The 19,806-nt window shown below is 29.7% G+C and carries 17 protein-coding genes; 8 read left to right on the top strand and 9 right to left on the bottom strand.

Annotated features, from left to right (window positions below):
* Nucleotides 1-4 precede the first annotated feature (4 nt).
* Nucleotides 5-1,171: an MFS transporter gene (locus MED152_RS05070; RefSeq protein WP_015480785.1), complete on the top strand. Its 1,167-nt coding sequence runs from the start codon at nt 5-7 to the stop codon at nt 1,169-1,171.
* A gap of 4 nt (nt 1,172-1,175) precedes the next feature.
* Here the strand turns inward: MED152_RS05070 and MED152_RS05065 are convergent, their stop codons facing one another.
* Together MED152_RS05065 and MED152_RS05060 are read right to left on the bottom strand one after the other, a co-directional pair.
* Nucleotides 1,176-2,837 (bottom strand): alpha-glucosidase, encoded by a 1,662-nt coding sequence (locus MED152_RS05065; protein ID WP_015480784.1) that lies wholly within the window; start codon nt 2,835-2,837, stop codon nt 1,176-1,178.
* Nucleotides 2,838-2,847: 10 nt separating this feature from the next.
* A complete protein-coding gene (locus MED152_RS05060; RefSeq protein WP_015480783.1) occupies nt 2,848-4,497 on the bottom strand; it encodes a solute:sodium symporter family transporter in 1,650 nt (549 codons plus the stop codon).
* 188 nt (nt 4,498-4,685) lie between these two features.
* Here MED152_RS05060 and MED152_RS05055 point away from each other — a divergent pair, with 188 nt between their 5' ends.
* Together MED152_RS05055 and MED152_RS05050 are read left to right on the top strand one after the other, a co-directional pair.
* The gene (locus tag MED152_RS05055; RefSeq protein ID WP_015480782.1) at nt 4,686-5,606 is read left to right on the top strand and encodes a carbohydrate kinase family protein; all 921 of its coding nucleotides are present in this window, start codon (nt 4,686-4,688) and stop codon (nt 5,604-5,606) included.
* A 7-nt stretch (nt 5,607-5,613) separates the two neighbouring features.
* Entirely contained in the window at nt 5,614-7,344 is a 1,731-nt protein-coding gene (locus MED152_RS05050; RefSeq protein WP_015480781.1) for a glycosidase, read from the top strand.
* On the opposite strand, the gene MED152_RS05045 is transcribed toward MED152_RS05050, so the two are convergent.
* Complete coding sequence (locus MED152_RS05045; protein WP_015480780.1) at nt 7,341-8,294, bottom strand: hypothetical protein; 954 nt, start codon at nt 8,292-8,294, stop codon at nt 7,341-7,343. The two genes, MED152_RS05050 and MED152_RS05045, sit on opposite strands and share 4 nt — an antisense overlap.
* A gap of 161 nt (nt 8,295-8,455) precedes the next feature.
* Between MED152_RS05045 and MED152_RS05040 the strand changes: the two genes are divergently transcribed.
* The 4 genes from MED152_RS05040 to MED152_RS05025 are packed head-to-tail and all read left to right on the top strand — an operon-like array spanning nt 8,456 to nt 13,645.
* The gene (locus MED152_RS05040) at nt 8,456-9,310 is read left to right on the top strand and encodes a PPK2 family polyphosphate kinase (protein WP_015480779.1); all 855 of its coding nucleotides are present in this window, start codon (nt 8,456-8,458) and stop codon (nt 9,308-9,310) included.
* Between the two features lie 55 nt (nt 9,311-9,365).
* The gene (locus MED152_RS05035) at nt 9,366-10,193 is read left to right on the top strand and encodes a 3'-5' exonuclease (RefSeq protein WP_015480778.1); all 828 of its coding nucleotides are present in this window, start codon (nt 9,366-9,368) and stop codon (nt 10,191-10,193) included.
* A 26-nt stretch (nt 10,194-10,219) separates the two neighbouring features.
* Complete coding sequence (locus MED152_RS05030; protein WP_015480777.1) at nt 10,220-10,705, top strand: hypothetical protein; 486 nt, start codon at nt 10,220-10,222, stop codon at nt 10,703-10,705.
* Between the two features lie 21 nt (nt 10,706-10,726).
* A complete protein-coding gene (locus MED152_RS05025) occupies nt 10,727-13,645 on the top strand; it encodes a glycoside hydrolase family 3 N-terminal domain-containing protein (protein ID WP_015480776.1) in 2,919 nt (972 codons plus the stop codon).
* Between the two features lie 41 nt (nt 13,646-13,686).
* Here MED152_RS05025 and MED152_RS05020 read toward each other — a convergent pair whose 3' ends face one another.
* The 6 genes from MED152_RS05020 to MED152_RS04995 form a co-directional block, all read right to left on the bottom strand.
* Nucleotides 13,687-14,739 (bottom strand): lysophospholipid acyltransferase family protein, encoded by a 1,053-nt coding sequence (locus tag MED152_RS05020; protein WP_015480775.1) that lies wholly within the window; start codon nt 14,737-14,739, stop codon nt 13,687-13,689.
* 124 nt (nt 14,740-14,863) lie between these two features.
* Complete coding sequence (locus MED152_RS05015; protein ID WP_015480774.1) at nt 14,864-15,799, bottom strand: bile acid:sodium symporter family protein; 936 nt, start codon at nt 15,797-15,799, stop codon at nt 14,864-14,866.
* On the bottom strand, nt 15,783-16,424 hold the full coding sequence (locus MED152_RS05010; protein WP_015480773.1) for a DUF4159 domain-containing protein: 642 nt from the start codon (nt 16,422-16,424) through the stop codon (nt 15,783-15,785). The genes MED152_RS05015 and MED152_RS05010 overlap by 17 nt, the downstream gene beginning before the upstream one ends.
* 39 nt (nt 16,425-16,463) lie before the next feature.
* Entirely contained in the window at nt 16,464-17,171 is a 708-nt protein-coding gene (locus MED152_RS05005; RefSeq protein WP_015480772.1) for a 16S rRNA (uracil(1498)-N(3))-methyltransferase, read from the bottom strand.
* Nucleotides 17,172-17,205: 34 nt separating this feature from the next.
* Complete coding sequence (locus MED152_RS05000; protein WP_015480771.1) at nt 17,206-18,327, bottom strand: GNAT family N-acetyltransferase; 1,122 nt, start codon at nt 18,325-18,327, stop codon at nt 17,206-17,208.
* A 19-nt stretch (nt 18,328-18,346) separates the two neighbouring features.
* Nucleotides 18,347-19,366, bottom strand: a complete 1,020-nt coding sequence (locus MED152_RS04995) for a transporter (RefSeq protein WP_238559160.1) — start codon at nt 19,364-19,366, stop codon at nt 18,347-18,349.
* Between the two features lie 163 nt (nt 19,367-19,529).
* Between MED152_RS04995 and MED152_RS04990 the strand changes: the two genes are divergently transcribed.
* Complete coding sequence (locus MED152_RS04990) at nt 19,530-19,784, top strand: DUF4834 family protein (RefSeq protein ID WP_015480769.1); 255 nt, start codon at nt 19,530-19,532, stop codon at nt 19,782-19,784.
* Nucleotides 19,785-19,806: the final 22 nt, after the last annotated feature.

Genomic DNA, 19,806 nt, shown 5'->3' with positions numbered 1-19,806 from the left:
TTAGATGAATTCTTTAAAACTCATTCTTACGAACAAAAGATATTTCTCAGTAGTTTGGGTTTTTTGTTCTTTAAATATAATGATTGGTACTTGGGTGCTTTACATACCCAATGTAAAAGCAAATCTAAATTTAAATGATGCTCAAATTGGTTTTGCATTATTTTGTGTTGCTCTGGGTATCATATCCTTTTTACCTTTAGTACCCCTATTAATAAAGAAGATAGGCTTAGGTAAACTAACTTTTTTAGGAATAGTCATTTTTGCTTTAGCTTTTACTTTACCTGTTTTTGTAACGAGTTATGTTGCCCTATGTATTTCACTTTTTATTGTGGGTATATTTTCTGGAATTACAGATATAGCAATGAATGCCTTAGTATCTGAAATTGAAAAGAGAGACAATATAAACATTATGTCTTCAGCACATGGTTTTTTTAGTTTGGGTGGCGTAATTGGGGCATCAATTGGTAGTATTTTAATTGGTATAATTAATGTGCCTTTCTATCATATGATTTTAATTGCAGCATCAATAATTCTCGTGAACCTATTTCTGTTTAGAAATTATGTATTTATCAATGAAGCAGATCAAACTAAAGAAAATAATAGCTTCTCTTTTAAAGTATTAAAGCCAGTAATACCTATTGCAATTATTGCTTTGGTTATTATGAGTAGTGAAGGTGCAATTGAACATTGGAGCAGTATTTATTTATTAGAAATTGTAAATATTCAAAATACGAGTTTATCTGGAATTGGCTTTTTGCTATTTTCTATTATGATGACTATTGGTCGTTTTTTCGGTGATGGAATAAGTGCAAAAATAGGATCTGTAAAAATTATATTCTTAGGGAGTCTTTTTGCTATTGCAGGTTATAGCTGTGTATTAACAACTAACTTTATGATAACAGCAATTGGTTTTGGTGTAATTGGGTTAGGATTATCTGTAATTATTCCTGAAGTATTTAGAGTTGCTGGTAAAATTGATGGTGTAAAAGCATCTGTAGGTATTTCTGTGGTTTCAGGAATTGGTTTTGGTGGTTTTCTTTTAGGGCCAGTAGTTTTAGGATATATTTCTAATACCTTTAATTTAAAAATAAGTTTTCTAACGCTTTTAGTTCTTACAATTGTAGTTGCTCTAATTACAGTAAAGCTGATGATGAGTTCAAAAAAAGATTAAATACTTAAGATTTATATTTTCTAATTTGAGCCTCCCAAGGTTGTAAAAAGGCATCAAAATTTTCTGAATAATTAGATAAAGCAAGATCAGTATTCGCTAAATCATATTTTGCGAAATCTAAAGGTTGTTTTTTATTACTAAAGTTTAATAGTATAATGTAAGTTTCTTCATCATTATATCTTTTGTAAAAATAGAGGTTGGTATCATCTTCATTCAAACACTCATAATCACCATAAACCATTACTTTGTTTGCTTTACGAAATGCGCTCATTTTTCTATAAAAATGTAAAATAGAATCTTTGTCTTTCTCTTGATTTTCTACATTGATTTGTTTGTAATTAGAATTGACTTCTAACCAAGGCTCAGCATCAGAAAATCCTGAGTTTTTAGAGGAATTCCATTGCATAGGAGTTCTTGCATTATCTCTACTTTGCCTATGTACTAATTTAAGAAAAGCATCCATGTCTCTACCTTTAGCCAATGCCTCTTTGTAGCTATTTAAGGTTTCTACATCATTGTAATAACTAATATCAGGATAAGCTACGTTTGTCATGCCAATTTCATCACCTTGATAAACATATACTGTTCCTCTCATGGTAAATAATAATAGCGCCAATAATTTAGCTGATTTATTATGATATTCTTCTGTGTTACCAAAACGTGAAACCATTCTAGAAAAATCATGATTGCCTAAGAATATACTACCCCAACCTTTAGGATAAATTTTAGCATCCCAGTCATTAAAGACTTTTTTAAATGTTGGTAATGAAACCTCAATAGGATCGTATTTGCCACCAACACCATTGTCTATAAACATATGACCAAAGTGAAAAATCATGTTCAGTTCATTTCTATCCTCATGAACATAATCTAGCCCTGTTTCTAAATCAATTCCTGGGCCTTCGCCAACAGTCATAATATCATATTTAGACAAAACTTTTTGGTTTAGTTCATTTAAATATTGATGAATTTTTGGTCCATTTGCATAATAAGTTTTAATTGTTTCTCCATAATTATCTGGAACATGACTATCAGGAAAATCGGTTTGTTTAGAAATTAAAGAAATTACATCCATTCTAAAACCATCGACTCCTTTCTTACACCAAAATTCAACAATATTGTGAATTTCTTTTCTAACTTTGGGGTTTTCCCAATTTAAATCGGGTTGTTTTTTAGTGAATAGATGCAGAAAATATTCATCTGTAATATCATCCTTTTGCCAAACAGAGCCACTGAAAAAGGATTTCCAATTATTTGGTTCCTTGCCGTTTTTAGCCTCTTGCCAAAAATAATAATCACGATAAGGATTGTCTTTAGATTTTCTAGATTCTTTAAACCATTTATGTTCATCAGAACTATGGTTTAAAACTAGATCCATTACTAGTTTTAAATCTCTTTTATGCATTTCTTTTAGCAAACTATCAAAGGCGTCATTACCTCCAAACTCATCAGAAATATTTCTATAATCAGAAATGTCATAACCATTATCATCGTTAGGAGATTCATAAACAGGGCATAGCCAAATAATATCTACACCTAAAGATTTTATGTAGTCTAACTTTTCTATTATTCCTAGAATATCTCCAACACCATTACCTGTATTGTCTTTATAAGATCTAGGATAAATTTGATAAACAATACCTTCTTTCCACCAAGTTTTTTTCATGACTTTTAGTTTAGAAAATGATGTAAGTTCCTAAAACAAGAATTGCAATTATAACTCCAAAAATAATGGTATATCTCCAAGGAGTTACGTCTAAAGAATCTGTAACTTTAGGTATATAAGCGTCTTTTTTAGGTTTAATTTTGCTAGATACAAACATTACCAACACATTAAAAACAAATAAAATGCCCATTACATGCAAATAATGAGGGTAAGCCTCTGCTTTAATAATGCTTAGTTGGGCAGCATCTGTAATATTTTGAGCCATAGCTTCTTCTACAGCAGCATTTCTATATAATGGTTCTAAGATTAAAAGGCTCACTAAATACAAACCAACACCAATAGTTAAAACAATTTTAGCTCCAATAGCAGGTACTTTCTTAGAAAAAACACCAACTACTACAACAGCTAGAATTGGCACACTTAAACTACCTAAAGATTGTTGTATGTAACTAAATAAACCATCTGGAGCATGCACTATAAAGGGTGCAATTGTCATAGAAATTACAGCTACTAAAAGTCCAAATCGTTTACCTGCTTTTACAGTTTCTTGCTCTGTTGCATCTTTTTTAAAGTACATTTTATACAAGTCAAAACCGAATAAAGTTGCACTACTATTTAATAAACTATTAAAAGAACTTAATACTGCACCAAATAATACTGCTGCAAAAAAGCCAACAAAAGTAGTGGGTAATACTTTTTTAACTAATGCAGGATAAGCCTGATCTGGATTACCCAACTCATTTCCAAAAATATGGAAAGCAATAATACCTGGAACTACTACTATAATCGGAATTACAAATTTTATTAAAGCAGCCAACATCATTCCTTTTTGGCCTTCTTTTAAACTTTTGGCAGCAAAAACACGCTGTAAAATAGATTGGTTTGTTCCCCAATAATAAATTTGAGCCAACATCATACCTGTAAATAGCGTGCCAAAAGGTATAGAAGAATCTACAGCACCTTCCATATTAAATTTCTCAGGATTGCTATTCCATAACATTTCTAATCCATCAGCAATACTGCCATCACCAACTAATAATAATCCAAAAACGGGTATTAAGAGTCCACCAACTAAAAGTCCTATTGCATTTATCAAATCTGAAACAGCAACTGCTTTCAAACCTCCATAAATGGCGTAAAAAATTCCGATTATTCCTATACTCCATACACAAACCCAAATTACACTCCACTCAGAAATACCAAAAACTGCAGGTAAATCAAACATAGTACTAAAAGCAATAGACCCTGAATATAAAATAGTAGGTAACAATACTATAGCATAGGCAATTAAAAATAAAAGAGATAAAAGGCCCTTAGTTTGCTTGTCAAATCTTGTTTCAATAAACTCTGGAATAGTGGTAATACCAGACTTCATGTATTTTGGTAGTAGAAAAATGGCTGCAAAAATTATTGCAATAGCTGCCAAAGTTTCCCAAGCCATAACCATTAATCCTTCTTTAAAAGCAGCACCATTTAAACCAACTATTTGTTCTGCAGATAAATTGGTTAGTAATAATGAGCCTGCTATTGTAATTGCACCTAAACTTCTGCCTGCTAAATAGTAACCATCTGCAGTGGTTTCATCTGTTTTTCTTGTAGCATACCAGGCTATAAAAGCAACCAGGGCTGTAAAGCCAATAAAAGTAATTATTGATAACATTCAATATAATTTAGTTGATTAGAATTACAAGATAGAAAAAAATACCATTTAATATTTTATTTCAAAAAATACTTGATTTTTACATTTACGAAAACCATTTCGTAAGGTTAAACGTTAATTATTTTCAGAACATTATCTCATAAATAATAATGTATTGTAGTTTTAGACGAAACTAAATACGTATTATTTTGTCTAAGTCTATTGATATTTTATGTGTAGGAGAGGTGCTAATCGATTTTATTGGGCATCAATCTGAAAAGAAGATTAACGAAACCAAAGATTACCATAGGTATCTTGGAGGTTCACCCACAAACGTTGCTATGAACACTGCTAGGTTAGGTTTAAATACCTTCCTCATTTCTACAGTTGGTAAAGATGGTTTTGGAGATTACGTTTTAGATAAATTAAATGCGGCTAATGTTAAAACAGATTATGTTCAAGTTATAAAAGACAAGCCTACATCTGTTATTTTTGTGTCTAGAACTTCTGGAACTCCAGATTTTATACCGTTTAGAGAAGCAGATTGTGTTATAACAGAATCGCAAATTAGCACAGAGGCATTAAAATCGGCTAAAGTTTTTCACACAACTTGTTTTGCATTAAGTAAAAAACCAGCGCAAACTACAATCATTGCTAAAGCAGAAGAAGCTTATAGATTAGGATGTAAATTAAGTATCGATTTAAACTTTGCCAATAAATTATGGGATAATAAAGAGGAGGCTGTAAACATAATACAAGCTTATTGCAAGTATAAACCCTTACTAAAAATTAGTGAAGATGATATGCGCAGATTCTTTGGAGAAATACTGCCACATGATGAAATCTTCACCTATTTTCATAATGCTGGTGTAGATTTAATTTGTTTAACCTTAGGTAGTAAAGGCGTAAAACTTTCTCAAAGAGATAAGGAAATTATAGAAATGCCAGCTGTAAAGATTGATAAAGTATTAGATGCAACAGGTGCAGGAGATGCTTTCTGGTCTGGATTTTTGTATGCATATATTCAAAAAATGGATATCGAAAAATGCCTGAAAATCGCACTAAATTTGGCAGCTTTAAAACTTCAGAATGTTGGCAGATTGCCAGAAGAAATTAATTTGAAAGAATAATTATTGTATGAAAGATCAAGCAATTTCTAATGGAGTAATGTTTAATGCATATCCAGATAGTATAGGTACTAAACTTAGTGATATCGTAAAACTTTTTCAAAGACCAGAGTTTAAAGATGTTTTTTCTTTATTCTATGTGCTGCCTACTTTTTTTAATAGCGATTTAGATAGAGGGTTCTCTATCATCGATTATAATTTAAATGATGAATTGGTTTCTCAAGAAGATTTAGTTGACTTAAAGCAATTAAATATCGAATTAAAATTCGACATAGTTCTAAATCATTTATCAGTTGCATCACCTCAATTTAAAGATTTAATTGAAAAAGGTGAAGCTTCTAAATACAAAGATTTTTTTATCAATTGGAATACCTTTTGGGAAGGTAAAGGGTCTTTAGATGAAAATGGAATCATGATTCCAGATAAGGAATATTTAGATAAGCTTTTTATGCGAAAATCTGGCTTACCAGTTTTGCAAGTTCCATTTCCTGATGGATCTCTAAAACCTTATTGGAATACCTTTTATCAAAAAATTACTCCAAATCCTATCAAACTAAAAGATCTCGAAAACATAGTTCAAGAAAGTAATGTTAAAGTAGATCAATTGTTGAATGATATTAATCAAGCAATTGAGGATGGAGAGAATCTAGAGACCATAAACTTTGGTTCTTTCGATAACTTTAAACAAGAACTTTTACATCATGTTTATATGAATTCGACCTTTTTAGGTCAGATGGATGTAAATGCAAAATCTGATTTAGTTTGGGAGTTTTATCAAGAAACTCTGAAAAAGGTAAGCAACTTTGGAGGAAAAATTTTAAGATTAGATGCTTTTGCGTATTTACACAAACAAGTAGGTGAAACTAACTTTTTTAATAAGCCAGGAACTTGGAATTATTTACGTAAAATTAAAACTATTGCAGATGATTATAACTTAATGTTATTGCCTGAAATTCATGCAGAATATGGGGTAAAATTGCATGAAGAAGTAGCAAAAGAAGGTTACTTTATCTACGATTTTTTCCTGCCAGGTTTAACCATTCATACCATAGAATCTAAGAATAATAGAGCCTTATTTAAATGGATTCATGAAATTATTGACAAAAACTATAAAACTGTGAATATGCTAGGTTGTCATGATGGAATACCAGTTTTAGACTTAAAAGGTAAAGAGGTTGAAGGTGATTATAACCAAGGACTTTTAAAAGATGAGGAAATTGAGAATGTAATGACAACCATATTAAATAGAGGAGGTAGGGTTAAAAATTTATATGATGCAGAAGGCAATAAAATATCTTATTATCAAGTAAATGCTACTTATTTTAGTGCTTTAAATGAAGATGAAACTAAGCTTTTAATTGCAAGAGCAATTCAAATGTTTATGCCTGGAATTCCTCAAGTTTGGTATTTAGATTTATTTGCAGGTAAAAATGATTATGAAGCTGCAGACAAAGCAGGAAGTGGAGGTCATAAAGAAATTAATAGAACTAACTTATCCTTAGATCAAATCAACATAGGTTTGCAAAAAGAGGTCGTTTTAAAACAACTAGACCTAATTCGATTTAGAAATACATCTAACGTATTTTCAGGAACAATAAATATAAATTCAAAAAGTGATGATGTAATAGATATTACTTGGTCTTTAGCAAACGAAAAAGCCTCTCTATATATAAATCTAAATACTTTAGAGTTAAGGGTAAATCATAATGATAAAGAAGGGCTTATAACATCTATTATTTAGTTGTAAGTGTAAACAGTTTCAGCAATAGTTATATTATTTGATGTTACTTCAACAGTTAAAGGGTATTCTTCTAAACTAAAGGTATACTTGTACTGCTTATCAAAAGACGAAGCATCTTTGGCCAATTCAGCATGAACAAAATAAGTATTGTTGGTAGCCACAATTTGGCTAAAATCACTCATTAAAATATGATGAGGAAAAGCATCTAAAAAAGGTAGATTTATATTTTTTAAAAAATCAGGAATTTCATTATTTCTGTAAGCAAAATCACTATAAATTTCACCATTAATAGAAAGGCTTTCTAGGTTATTAGAACTGTCAAAAATTGCTTCTTGAACAACTTCAGAAAGTGCGTCAATGTTGGTAGTTGTTAATATTGGCCCTTTAGAAGATTGTTTGTAAATTTTACCAGTATTATCTTTTAATAATTCTATTTCATTGTAATATACCAAACCAAAACTGTCATAATATTCAACTCGTTTGTTAATTGCATCATTTACATAATTAAATACGTATTTGGTTAGCACATCTCCAAAACTATTTCTATAATTTATTTCAATAACTTCATTATTAGCATTGTAAAGAAAATTATAAGTATTTACAATTTTTACGTTTGCATTTAAATCAGAAAAACTTTCCGTTTGTACTTCAGTTACTAGGTTAAAAGAATTGTAAACGTAATTTAAATTAGTAGTGTATATGTAGTTTTTTGTAGGATCATCATTAAAATAATGAAACACAGTATTGTTTACAGCAACAATTCTATCATCACTTATGGTTAAATTAGAAGTATATGTCCTTGTGGCTGGTTCATTATCGTACAAATAATTATAGTAAGTATGGTTTATGGCCCTTAAATTTTTACCTGCAACACTAATTACCTCTTTTTCTCTAATTTCACTTTCACATGAAAAAAGCATTAAAACAATAAAAATAGAAAGGTATCTCATTAGAAAAACTTTTTAATCAATTTGTTATCAAGATTGTAAAGTTAGTTATTTTTAGAGATAATTTATTAAGAAAAAATTAAGACTTTTTCCTAAAAACCATCTGCTAAAAACGAGGTTAGAAGTACTAATTTATTTATATTTAAAGAATAATTTATTTACGAATGCAACTAGAAAAATATAAAGTAAAAAATACTGTTAAACTAAATCAGTTTGAAACGAAAGAAGTAATAACTGATGCTAAAAAAAGTTTAAAAAAGCTTCGTAAAAAAATATCAGAATTGCAAGATACCATGTATGCAGAAGGCAAATTTGGCTTTCTAATTTGTTTACAGGGCATGGATACTTCAGGTAAAGACAGTTTAATAAGAGAAGTATTTAAAGATGTTAATGCAAGAGGTGTAGAAGTGCATAGTTTTAAAGTTCCTACAGAACAAGAGCTAAAGCACGATTTTTTATGGAGACATTACATAGCGCTGCCAGAAAAAGGTAAAATTGGTGTTTTTAATAGAACACACTATGAAAATGTTTTGGTAACTAGGGTACATCCAGAATATATTTTTTCAGAAAACATTCCATCTGTAAGCAGTATTGATGATTTAGATGATGATTTCTATTTAGATAGAATGCACAGAATAAATCAATTTGAAAATCATTTGGTAAAAAACGGAACAAAAGTTTTAAAGTTTTTCTTGAATCTTTCTAAGGATGAACAAAAAAACCGACTATTGAGAAGGCTAAATTTACCAGAGAAAAACTGGAAATTTTCTCCTAGTGATTTAAAAGAACGCAAATTGTGGGATGAATATCAAACTTGCTACGAAGCTGTTTTAAACAACACTTCTAAAGAAGAAGCACCTTGGTTTGTAATTCCTGCAGATGATAAACCAACTGCTCGTTTAATTTTTGCAGAAATATTACTAAAAGAAATGGAGAAATGTAATTTTAAAGCGCCTAAATTGTCTAGTAAATTAGTAGAAAAGTTAGATAGTTTTAAAGCGGAATTAAATAAAGAATAAGAACATTAAAACGATAATTTTTAAATAAATATTTAAGAATTAACCAAACCTACATATGAATTTAAACTTAACCAAACCTATTGTATTTTTCGATTTAGAAACAACAGGCGTAAATATTGCCACAGATAGAATTGTAGAAATTTCAATTCTAAAAGTGTTTCCAAATGGAAATAAAGAAAGTAAAACATGGCTTGTCAATCCAGAGATAGAAATACCTCAAGGCGCAACAGACGTTCATGGTATTACGAATGAAAAAGTAGTTACAGAACCAACGTTTAAAGAGTTAGCTGGTAAGGTTAGTGAAATGATTGCTGGTTGTGATTTGGCTGGTTTTAATTCAAACAGATTCGACATTCCTTTGCTAGCAGAAGAATTAATGCGTGCAGGAATCGATTTTGATATGCAAAACAGAAAGGCCATAGATGTTCAAGTAATTTTTCATAAAAAAGAACAAAGAACTCTAAGTGCTGGTTATCAGTTTTATTGTGGTAAAGAATTAGAAGGTGCTCATGGTGCAGAAGCAGATACCAATGCTACCTACGAAATTCTGTTGGCACAAGTGGAAAAATACGATGATATAGGCAATTCTGTAGATGCTCTAAGTGAGTTTTCAACACATGGAAAAAGAGCCGATTTTGCAGGTTTTATTCTGTTTAATGATGAGAATCAAGAGATTTTTTCTTTCGGAAAATATAAAGGAAGAACAGTAGAAGAGGTGTTGACAGAAAATCCTGGGTACAATAATTGGATTCAAAATGCAGATTTTCCTCTATATACCAAAAAGGTATTAAAACAAATAAAAGAAAGAATGTCTGCACCAAAAGACACTATGTCTGATGAAGACAAGTTAAAAGCTTTACAGCAGAAGTTTAATTTAAGATAATAGCGAAATTCTAATAAGCAAAAAATATGTTTACAGAATATAAAAATTTACCGAAAAATGCTCGAGTTTGGATTTATCAAGCAAACAGAGAATTTACAAATAAAGAAGTTGATTTTTTATCGACCAAAACACAGCAGTTCATTAATTCTTGGACAAGGCATGGAGATAATTTAAAAGGATCGTTCACCATAAAATACAATCAATTTTTAGTATTGGCTGTAGATGAAAGTTTTAACAATGTTTCTGGTTGTTCTATAGATAGTTCTGTGCATTTTGTACAGCAGTTGCAGAACGATTTAAATATTGATTTAATGGATAAAATGAATGTAACATTCAAAGATAATGACACCATTAATTTAGTGAAGCTATCTGATTTTCAGAAGTATGCTAAAGAAAATAAAATAACAAAAGACACTATTGTATTTAATAACATGGTAAATACAAAAGAAGATTTTGAACAAAATTGGGAGGTTCCAGCAAAAGATAGCTGGCATAACCGTTTTTTGGTATAAATGTTGAAGTTGAAAAAGAATATGAGAAAAAGAATAGTGCTATTATTTTTGATTGTTTTTGCTTATCAAGCACAATCGCAAAGAGTAGATCCTTTACTAACTAATGATTATGAAGCCCAAGAAATTTGGGTTGATAGTATCATGAATTCCATGACCATTGATGAAAAAATTGGTCAGCTATTTATGGTGCAAGCCTATTCTAATTTAGATCAAAAACACGAAGATTTTATTACAAATATGATTACTAAATATCATGTTGGTAATTTAATTTTTATGCAAGGAACTCCACAGAAACAAGCTGAATTAAACAACAAATATCAAGCAGTTTCTAAGTTGCCATTGATGATTGGTTTTGATGGTGAGTGGGGTTTAGATATGCGTTTAGATGATACTTATAGATTTCCTTGGAACATGACTTTAGGTGCTATTAGAAATGATTCATTAGTAAAAGAATTTGGCGAACATTTAGGGCAACATTGCCAAAGGTTAGGTATCCATATTAATTTTGCACCAGTTTTAGATGTTAATGTAAACCCAGAAAACCCTATAATTGGTAATCGTTCTTTTGGTGAGAGTAAAGAAAATGTAACTCAAAAAGCAATTGCTTTTACACAAGGAATGCAAAAGTATAAGGTTATGGCTAATGGAAAACATTTTCCAGGTCATGGGGATACAGCAGCAGATTCACATCACACATTACCTTTGCTAGATTTTGATAAAGCAAGGCTAGATTCTATAGAGCTTTATCCTTATAAGAAAATTTTTGATGCAGGAATAGGTAGTGTAATGACAGCGCATTTAAATATTCCTAGTTTAGAATCTAATGCGAATTTACCAACTTCACTTTCTAAAAATGTGGTTACAAATTTGTTGCAGCAAGAATTAGGTTTTAATGGCTTAATTATTACTGATGGTTTAAATATGAAAGGCGCTAGTGATTATGCAACTTCTGCAGAAATAGATTTAGCAGCCATTCAAGCTGGTAATGATATGTTGTTAATTCCACAAGATGTGCCAGCAACTGTAAATATTATTAAGCAAGCGCTATTACTAAATACACTTACAGAAGAGCGCTTAAATTTTTCTGTTCGTAAAATTTTAAAGGCTAAATATTGGATGGGCTTAAACAATTATCAGCCAGTAGTTTTAGAAAATTTACGCAATGATTTAAATAGAGTAGAAGATGAATTATTACATAGAGAATTATTAAAAAATTCAATTACACTTATAAAAAATGAAAATCAAAGCATTCCTTTCTCAAATTTAGAAAAACAAAAAATAGCTTATGTTAAATTGGGTGATGCCAATGGTGTTGATTTTCTAAAAATGCTTAAAAACTATACAAAAATAGATGTTATTTCTGCCACAAACTTAAGCGATTTAAAAAAGAGATTAGACCCTTACAATAAGGTTATTATTGGGTTTCATAAGTCAAACAATCATCCATGGAAAAGTTACAAGTTTAAAAGCAAAGAATTGGTATGGTTGCAAGAAATTGCGAGAGAAAAAGAAGTTATTTTAGATGTATTTGCAAGTCCTTATAGTTTACTTCAAATTAAAAGTTTTACCAATATTGAGGCAATTGTAGTATCGTATCAAAATAGTAAACAAGCTCAAGAGCTCTCTGCACAAATGCTTTTTGGTGCTTTTGCTGCTAATGGAAAATTACCAGTTTCAATTAAAGATGATTTTAAAGAGGGCTTTGGTTTGCAAACGTATAGTTTAAGCAGAATGGAATATACAATTCCAGAAGCTGTAAATATGTCTTCTATAAAATTGAAAGAAATTGACAGTTTAGCAAATGTTATTTTAGAAAAAAAAATGGCACCTGGTTTTCAAGTATTGGCAGCGAGAAATGGTAAGGTTTTTCTGCAAAAAAGCTATGGCTATCATACAGAAAAGCAAGAAAGAAAAGTACAGAATTCAGATGTATATGATTTAGCTTCATTAACTAAAATTTTGGCCTCATTACCATTAATTATGAAAGCTGAAGAAGAAGAGAAAATTCCGCTTTCTGCAAGTTTACAAGAAATTTTGCCAAGCTTTAAAAATACAAATAAAGCAGATGTTTCTGTTAAAGAGATTTTATCTCACATTGCTAGGTTAAAAGCTTGGATTCCCTTTTATAAAGCAACTCAAGATAGCACAACAGGTTTAAATTCTGAAGAATTTTACAGCAGAAGGAAAACTAAAAATTACGATGTTAAAGTAGCCGAAAATTTATACTTAAAGCATTCTTATAAAGACAGTATTTATAAATTTATAAAAGAGGTAGAGCAGAGAGATAGAGAAGGTTACAAGTATAGTGATTTGGGCTATTATTTGTTTAAAGAAGCTTTAGAAGACAAATATGATAAGCCTTTAAATAAGTTAGTAGATGAAGAGTTTTACGCCTCCTTGGGTGCAGATAGAATGACGTACTTGCCTTTGAAGAAGTTTTACAAATCTGAAATTATACCAACAGAAAAAGACGATTATTACAGAAATCAAGTCATTCATGGAAATGTTCATGATATGGGAGCTGCAATGTTGGGAGGTGTAGCAGGTCATGCTGGTTTGTTTTCTAATGCAAATGATGTTGCTAAGGTTATGCAAATGTATCTTCAAAAAGGATTTTATGGGGGTAGAAGATATTTAAAGTCAGAAACTATAGACAAGTTTAATACACGTTATTATGAAGATAAAAAAGTAAGAAGGGGTCTAGGTTTTGATAAGCCACAATTGAATCCGAAAGTAGAAGCAACTTGTGGTTGTGTTTCAGACGAAAGTTTTGGTCATTCTGGTTTTACAGGAACTTATACTTGGGCAGATCCACAAAGTGGAATTGTATATGTATTTTTATCTAACAGAACTTATCCTAATATGAGTAACAGAGGTTTAATTAAATCGAATATGAGAACTAATATTCAGCAAGTTATTCAAGATGCTATTTTAGATTAATACTCACTAATTTTTAAAACCTTAATCTAATCTTCAGAATTCTATTTTTCTGCATTAACAGGCGCTAATTTCGTATAGCTATAAACTAACAGAACTGATGCAAATAAATAAATTATAGCATATTTTGATGGTGTAAAATAAGATATAATAAATGCTTGAAGGATATAAAATAATGGAAAAGTGACCACATTTATACCATATTTTAGAGTGTCTACAAATTCAATTTCGCCAATATTTTTTGAGAATTTTTTCCAAATAAAATAAGGGATGATACTATTTGCAAGAATTAAATAAAATAATGGTTTTAGATAGTTTTGTTTTTTGTTGATAGGTTCAGGAAAAACTTGCTTTTGAATCATTTTATTAACACTTTCAACATCTGTAAAATCTACATTAGCCGCATTTAATTTTTGCAATGTTTCTTTATATTTTTCATCATCAGGTATATGAACCGTCAATTTTTTTAATTGATGACTCACTTGTTCTTTTAAAATATTTATGGCTTTCGCTTTTTCATTGTTATCATAAATATTTCTAGAATTTATTGGTTTACCAAATTGAACACAAACCTTACTTGGATAAGTAGATGAATTTTGATAGGTAATTCCAGTTGGAATAACACTAATTTCGAGATTTTTATTCTGTTCTAAGGCACCAAATACAATTCTGGTAAAACCTTTACTTAATGGTTTAATATTTCTATCTCTTGAATGACCTCCTTGTGGAAAAATTATTAAGGTTTGTTCTTTGGCTAGAATATTAAAACATTTATTGAATATTTCTTCGTTATTAGAAAGTTGTTTTCTACCATCTCTAATTCTATAAATTGGCATCAGATTTAAAGAAGCCAATGCTTTTTTTATTAATGGTTTTTTAAAGACATCTGCTCTAACTAGAAAATGATTTTCTCTTGGATTAAATGTAGTAACAAACAAAGGGTCCATCAATGCATTAGGATGATTTATTGCGAATAAAATGGCTCCTTTTTTAGGAATGTTTTTTCTGCCAATAATTTTAATTTCTTTAGCATAGAAGTTCAAACTTATTCTTAAGAATAGTTTTACTGAATTATACCATATTTTTTTTAAAATCATAAGTATTTTTTAAATCATGATAAAAGTCATAATTAGTTTCTAGCTTTAGTTGTAAATTTAAATAACAAGAGTTGATGCCCCCAATTCATTTTTTCTTAAGTGAGGAGCATTCCCTAATTCTCACTTAAGATTTTTTTAGAGATACTTTTTTATCTCTACCCCAATAGGTAGCTAGAATCATTCCTGAGAAAACATCCCAAATACCCCAAAAAGCAGCCAGCAAAGCCATGCCTCCTAAACCATCAAAAAAGCCAAAGATCAATAACAAGCCAAGACCACCATTTTGAATTCCTGTTTCCATTGAAATTGTTTTACAATCTTGTTTGTTTAACCCGAAAGCTTTGGCTGTAATATAACCCAAAATAAAGGCAAAAATATTATGCAATACCACCAATAATAAAACATGATGAATGTGATTTACAAAGACATCTAAATTTTGTGAAAAGGCAATAAAAATTAAAGCGATAAATACTAGCATAGATAATGGTTTTAAAACTTTCTCTATTTTACCTGCCATTTCAGAATGGTAATGTTTTATGAGCATTCCACACAGCAAGGGAATTCCTAAAATCAATGAGACTAATTTTAATAAATCAACCCAGTTTAGTTCTACCGTTTTTAATATTTCGTTGGTTGGTTCATACAAACTACCCCAAAATTGTAAATTAAAGGGTGTCATAAAAATGCAAATTAAAGTTGCAAATGCTGTTAAACTAACAGAAAGCGCTGCATTTCCTTTCGCCATTTTGCTAAAAAAGTTAGATACATTTCCTCCTGGGCAAGCTGCAATCATCATCATTCCTAATGCAAAACTAGGATGAGGCTTTATTAATAAAATACCTAGAAAAGTAAACAGAGGTAAGAGTATGAATTGAGATAAGACTCCAACAAAAACTATTTTTGGATTTTTTAGTAATCTCTTAAAATCATCTACAGTAATTGCTAGTGCAACACCAAACATTATAATGGCAATAGCAATATTTAAAACCCATAACCCACTAGAATCGAAGTTAATTTTAATATCATCAATATTAATATTGGCACTAGTTTGTAAAAGCATATTCTATAATGTTAGATCCCATTTTTAAAGCTTTTTCCCTTACCTTTTTAGGATTATTATGAATTATTTCATCTTCCCAACCATCACTTAAATCGGTTTCATAATCATAAAAAACGATAAGTCTACCTTCGTAAAACAGTCCAAAACCTTGCGCAGATTTTTTATCATGCTCATGAATTTTTGGAATTCCGTTTGGAAATTTAAAGGTCTGATTATAAATAGGATGATTGCTTGGAATTTCTTTAAATTCTAAAGACGGAAATACCTTTTTCAATTCTCTTCTAATAAATTTATCTAAACCATAATTGTCTGAAATATGTAAAAAGCCTCCAGAAATTAGGTAGTTTCTAAGGTTAGAAGTTTCTTCATCTGAAAAATATACATTTCCATGTCCTGTTAGAAACAGAATAGGAAAATTGTAAATATCATTGCTGTTTACTGCCACTGTTTGTGGATTCTTAGAAATGTTCGTTTTTATATTTTGGTTGGTAAAAGCTACTAAATTGGGTATAGCTGTTGGATTAGCATACCAATCTCCACCACCATTATATTTTAAAATAGCAACATCTTGAGCGTAAATGCTAAATGTTAAGATGGTTGCAAGTAAAAATAAGCGTTGCTTCATATTTAAATTAAATAGAAAAGCAAGATAACAAAAATGATTTTACTCTTGTACTAAAGAAATTGTATTTACAGCGACTAATGCAGCAGTTTCTGTTCTTAATCTACTTTCACCTAAAGAAATTGGTGTAAAGTTTGCATTTAATGCTTTTTTAATTTCATCAACAGAGAAGTCTCCTTCAGGACCAATAAGTATGGTAATTTTATCGGTATTTTTTGCAACTAATTTTAAAGAGTTTTTTTCTTGATCTTCACAATGCGCAATGCATTTTAAGCCTGGTATGTCTTGCTGAATAAATTCATTGAACTTTATAGCTTTGTTTAACTTGGGAAGTGTAAATTTTAGTGACTGTTTCATGGCAGATTGAATAATCTTTTCAAATCGTTCTAATTTTACAACTCGTCTTTCTGAATTACTGCAAATAATTGGTGTAATTTCATCTATACCTATTTCTGTAGCTTTTTCTAAAAACCATTCTGTTCTATCATTGTTTTTAGTAGGTGCAATTGCAATGTGCAAATAGTAAGGCCAAGGTTTTAATTTTTCGGTTGCAGACTTAATTTGTACAATACATTTTTTATCACTTGCAAATGTAATTTCGGCATCAAATAGATAACTCTTACCATTGGTTATTTTTAAGATGTCACCCTCTTTTTTTCTAAGCACTTTTACAATATGCCTACTTTCTATTTTATCAAAAATAATTTGAGTAGTTTCTTTGATCAGTTCAGCATTGTAAAATAGTTGCATAATATTTTAATTGTAGGGAGTTAATCTTCTAAAATTAAACGATATTTTTTCTGTAAGTTCTTCTGCGCTTGTGAGTGATGGGGTTAAAGTTTTCCCATATTTTTTTGATGGCTTCATTATCTTCTAACTCAGGTGTTCTAATACAATTAACAATACCTTTTTCTTTAAAAGTTGTAGCATATTGATCAAAAATTACAGCAGTTACTCCTTTATTTTGATAGTCTGGATGTACACCTATTAAATAAAAAGTAACGTCTTTAGAATGCTTTCTTGCATTTAGTAATCGTAAAAAACCGAACGGAAAAAGTTTTCCGTTCATTTTTTGCAAGGCTTCAGAAAAAGAAGGCATTACAATAGCAAAAGCAATTAATTTCTCATTTTCATTAACCACAAACTTTATATATTCAGGATTTATAAATGAGATGTATTTCTTTTTAAAATAGGCTATTTGAGCATCAGAAATGGGTACAAAAGTAGATAGCTTAGAATAGGTTGCATCAAAAACTTCGAACATTTCATCAACATAAGGTAAAATATCTTTGGTTTTTGTAAAATCTAAAGCTTTTAGCTTAAATCTTCTTTGTATAATGTTACTAATGCGTTTGTAGTAAGTACCATCTACATTTTCAAATTTGAACTTATTTTCTAAATATTCTTTTTCTTTTACAAAACCTAATTGTTCTAAATGTACTTTGTAATAAGGGTGATTGTACCAAGTAATCATAGTGCCAATATGATTAAAACCATCAATTAAAACCCCTGTTTTATCTAAATTATTAAAACCTACAGGACCTTCTATATAATCTAAATTATTTTGCTTCCCTATTTCGTTTACTTTCTCTAAAAGTACTTTTGTTACTTCAATGTCATCTATAACATCAAACCAACCAAAACGCATTTTTTTTATTTTCTGTTTATTAACTTCATACCAATTGATGATCGCAATTACTCTACCAACAATTTTATTGTTTTTATAGGCTAGAAAAAAGCGAGCATCTGCATTTTTAAAAACAGGATTTTTATTAGCATCAAAATTGGCAATTTCATCTTTTATTATTGGTGGTACCCAATAATCATTATCCTTATAAATAGAAAAAGGAAATAAAACAAATTGTTTCATTTCACTTTTTGTGGTCACTTCTTTTATGCTAATCATTTAATGATGCTTACTTTTATTAGTTTCTCTTTCTTTTTACTCTTTTCCTAGTTTTTTTCTTGCTTTTATCTTTGGTAAAAATACTAAAAAGCCTATTAAAAAAGCCATTCTTTCTTTTGTTATACTCAGAAATTGGTGAGTCTTTTATTTCCTTACCATTTTCATCTAACTCCTTAAAACTATCTTTATGCTTGTCTATTCTATAAGACACTCCAAGTCCTGCAAAAAAGCCTTGAGATTTACCTTCAAACAAAAATCTTCCTGATGCATTTATTTGTAAATTTCTACTGTACAAAAAGGCTAATCCAGTACCTAAATTTGAGTTTGTTTGTTCTTTTTGAAATATGGTTTGATTTTCAAAAAATGTAGACCATCTGTCGCTAATATTAATGGTACCAGTTAAGATGTAAGAAAACTCAGCAAAATCAGTTCCAATTTTGTCATAAAACACATTGGTTATAATATTAAAATCAGAGCTCAAATTATTTTGAAGTAAGATACCTGCTTTAGGAGACATGCTTCCAGTTTTGTAAATATCATTAACCATGTCTGTATTTAGTCCAGCATAAATGGCTACAGAAGGTATTAACCTTTTTTTATCGAAGGCATTTCTTCTTTTCCAACTTCTTACCTCTTTTGTTTTGTCTTCATATTCTTGCTGAAAAAGTAGGTATTTAGCTCCAATTGTAAATCTACCTAAGCCATTTGTATAATAAGAAGAGGTGAAAATATTTTTGAATGCAATTTCATCTCTTTGATAACTAATCTGAGTATTTAACTCTAGTTTTTCAGACAAAAAACTTGTTCTAAATAATAAATCGATTCCAAATGAGCTTGGAGTAGAAAAAGTTGGTTCTATAGAAGTATTTCTGAAAAATAGGTTTGTTTCAAATTGATAAACTCCTTTTCCAACACTATAAGGGCTTTCTGAAAAACCTGGTTTATTAGAGTTTATAACATTTGTATATTGGCCATAAATTGATGAAAAGCTAACAAGAAATAAGAAAATTAAGAATTTCGATTTTTGATTTCTCATCATCAAAAAAATAGTTTTAAATTTATATGATAAACAAACATAGAACAAAATTGCTATTTTAAAAAGCAATGTATACTTTTTTACAATTGTTAAAGTTTTATAGTTTGTTAACGCAACAATTGTTGTCAAATTGTTATTTTTGATTCTTATTTAAAGCATGTACTAAATGGGTTTATTAAAAACTATCTTTTTTATATTATTATTTTACTATGCTTTTAAGGTAATCGCCAAATTTTTAGCGCCTTTTTTATTGAGTAAAGTTGCAGATACTATGCAGAAAAAGGCCGAGCAACAATTTGGGGGGCAGCAACCTAAAAGTAATATTAGAGAAGGTGAAACGATTATAGATAAAGCACCTAGAAACCAATCACAAAGTAAAAATTCAGTTGGAGAGTATGTAGATTTTGAAGAGATTGAATAGCGCTACTGTTTACATATTTTTT

Source organism: Polaribacter sp. MED152 (assembly GCF_000152945.2).
In the GTDB taxonomy this organism is placed as follows: domain Bacteria; phylum Bacteroidota; class Bacteroidia; order Flavobacteriales; family Flavobacteriaceae; genus Polaribacter.
This window is presented reverse-complemented; position numbering and strand designations above follow the sequence as displayed.